Origin of the sequence: Myxococcus sp. CA039A (assembly GCF_013336645.1) — a bacterium.
GTDB classification, from domain to species: domain Bacteria; phylum Myxococcota; class Myxococcia; order Myxococcales; family Myxococcaceae; genus Myxococcus; species Myxococcus llanfairpwllgwyngyllgogerychwyrndrobwllllantysiliogogogochensis.
On sequence record NZ_JABUMQ010000576.1, the window covers coordinates 1 to 3,159 of the forward strand.

Sequence of the window (3,159 nt, forward strand, 5' to 3'; positions counted from 1 at the left end):
GTTGGAGAGGGAGCTGAGCGAAGCGTACGGGGCGAGGGTGAGAGGGGAGGAGGGGGAGGAGCGGGGCCTGGAGGTGCAGTACGCGGACTACGCGAGGTGGCAGCGGGAGTGGCTGAAGGGGGAGGTGCTGGAGAAGCAGTTGGCGTGGTGGAAGGAGGAGTTGGCGGGAGCGCCGCTGGTGCTGGAGCTGCCGACGGACCGCCCGAGGCCCGCGGTGCAGACGTTCGCCGGAGCCTTGAAGTGGATGGCCCCGCTCGAGGCGTTGGAGGGCCCCCTGCGCGAGCTGAGTCGGAAGGAGGGGGTGACGCTGTACATGACGCTGCTGGCGGGATTCCAGGCGTTGCTCTCGCGCTACAGCGGACAGCGGGACATCGTCGTCGGTTCTCCCTTCGCGGGACGCGGCTCCAGGGACCTGGAGGGGATGATCGGCTTCTTCGCCAACATGCTGGCGCTGCGAGCACGCGTCGAGGATGTGTCGTTCCAGGAGTTGCTCAAGCGGGTGCGGCGCACGTGCCTGGGTGCGTTCGCGCACGAGGAGCTGCCGCTCGAACAACTGGTGGACGCGCTCCAGCCGGGGAGGGACTTGAGTCGCTCGCCCCTCTTCCAGGTGGCCTTCGTACTCCAAGGCGCGCCGGCCTCGGCGTTGGCGCTCGAAGGCGCGGACGTCTCGGACCTTCCGCTGGAGCCGGGCGTGTCGAAGTTCGACCTCACCCTGTTCGCGCGGGAGACGCCCCGAGGGTTGGTGACGTACTGGGAATACAACACGGACCTCTTCGATGAAGAGACGGTGACGGGACTGGCGGAGCGCTACGTCCGGTTGCTCGAGTCGGTGGTGGCACATCCCGAGCAGCGCATCTCGGAGCTGCCCCTGCTGAGCGCCAGCGAACGTGAGCAGCTCCTGGTGGCGTGGAATGACACGCGGACGGAGTATCCCCGCGAGGCGAGCATCCACGAGGTGTTCGAGGCGCAAGTGGCGCGCACGCCCGACGCCGTCGCGGTGGAGTTCGAGGGCGCGCACCTGACCTATGCCGAGCTGAATCGGCGGGCCTGGCAGCTCGCGCGGCTGCTGCGGCAGCGGGGTGTGGTGGCCGGAAGTCGCGTGGGGCTGTTCACGCGGCGCTCGCTGGAGATGGTGGTGGCGACGCTTGGCATCCTCAAGGCCGGCGGCGCGTATGTGCCGCTGGACCCGTCGTATCCCGTCGAGCGGCTGGCCTTCATGTGCGAGGACGCGGGGCTCCAGGTGCTGCTGGTCCAGCCCTCGTTGCGTTCGCGGCTCCCCGCCATGGCCATGCACATCCTGCCGCTGGAGTTTTCATCGGAGCCGGCTGACTCGGAGGACGACGAGGCGCCGGGCGTGCCCGTCCCACCGGAGGCGCTGGCGTACGTGATGTACACCTCCGGCTCCACCGGAAGGCCGAAGGGCGTGTGCATTCCACACCGGGCCGTGGTGCGACTGGTGAAGGGCGCTCACTTCGCCGAGCTGGGAGCAGGGGAGGTCTTCCTCCAACTGGCGCCCATCTCGTTCGATGCGGCCACGCTGGAGCTGTGGGGCCCGTTGCTCAACGGAGGAAGGCTGGTCGTCTTCTCCGAGCACTCGCCTTCGGTGGAGGAATTGGAGGGCGCGCTGTCGCGCCATGGCATCACCGCGCTGTGGCTCACCTCCGCGTTCTTCGAGCAGGTGATGGCCACCCGGCCCGAGGCCCTGGCGAGCGTGCGTCAGGTCCTCACGGGAGGTGACGTGGTGTCGCCGGGAGCCGTCCGCGCGCGGCTGGCGCGGGGTGGAAGCGTGGTCAACGGCTATGGCCCCACGGAGAACACCACCTTCACCACCACCCATCGGCTCACGGACCCGGCGCGAGTCGGCACGTCGGTGTCCATCGGTCGGCCCATCTCCAACACGAACGTCTACGTGCTGGACGCGGCCCTGGAGCTGGTGCCGGTGGGCGCGTGGGGCGAGCTGTACACAGGGGGCGATGGACTGGCGTGGGGCTATCTCCGCCGGCCCGAGCTGACCGCGGAGCGCTTCGTGCCGCATCCCTTCAGCGCGGAGCCGGGAGCCCGGCTGTACCGCACGGGGGACCGGGTGCGCTTCCTGCGCGACGGGACGCTCGAGTTCGCCAGCAGGCTGGACGGTCAGGTGAAGCTCCGAGGCTTTCGCATCGAGCTGAGCGAGGTGGAGGCCGCGCTTGCCGCGCATCCCGAGGTGCGTGAGGTGGCGGTGCTGGCCCGGGACGATGGGCCCGGAGGTCGGTGGCTCGTCGCGTACTTCGTGCCCTCCGTGGGAGTGGCGCTGACGCCCCAGGCGATGCGCACGCACGCGCAGGCACGGCTGCCCGAGTACATGGTGCCCTCGGCCTTCGTCCCGCTGCCGGCCTTCCCCCTGACCTTGAACGGGAAGCTGGACAGGACGGCGCTGCCATCACCGCGAGCGGAGGACGCGCGAGGTGAGTACGTGGCACCGCGCACGGCGATGGAGCAAGTGGTGGCCGATGTGCTGGCGCCGTTGTTGGGCCTCTCGCGGATGGGCGTGGAGGACCACTTCTTCGAACTGGGGGGACACTCCCTGCTGGCGACACGGGCTGTGTCGCGGTTGCGCGAGGTGCTGGGCCGGGAGCTGCCCGTGCGAGTCCTGTTCGAGTCTCCCACCGTGACGCGGCTCGCGGAGCGACTCGAGGAAAACCATGGCGTGCAGCCGCCACCCCTGACGCACCAGCCGCATGGTGGCGTGGTGGAGCAGTCCTTCGCGCAGCAGCGGCTCTGGCTCACCTCGCAGCTCGACGCGGGAGGGATTTCCTACAACGTCCCCTTCGCGCGGCGGCTGAGCGGCCGGCTGGATGTGCAGGCACTGGAGGACGCGTTCCGCGAGGTGGTGAGGCGACACGAGTCACTGCGGACGACGTTCGGCGAAGTGGACGGCCGGCCGGTGCAGCGAATCCAGGAGGCGGTGGAACTGGAGCTGCGCGTGGAGGAGGTGGAGGAAGGGGACGTGCTGGCGCGAGTGGAGGAGGAGGCGCGCGGGCCGTTCGACCTGGAGCGGGGGCCGCTGCTGAGGGCGAAGGTGCTGAAGGTGGGGGAGGCGGAGCACGTGTTGGTGTGGGTGGTGCATCACATCGTGTTCGACGGATGGTCGGTGGGAGTGTTGGAGCGGGAGCTGAGCGA

1 protein-coding gene is annotated in these 3,159 nt (G+C 69.5%); it reads left to right on the forward strand.

Annotation, left to right across the window (positions count from 1 at the left end):
* Positions 1 to 37 precede the first annotated feature (37 nt).
* Positions 38 to 3,159, forward strand: a 3,122-nt coding sequence (locus HR086_RS45880; RefSeq protein ID WP_373564449.1) for an amino acid adenylation domain-containing protein, incomplete at its 3' end; no start/stop codon positions are given.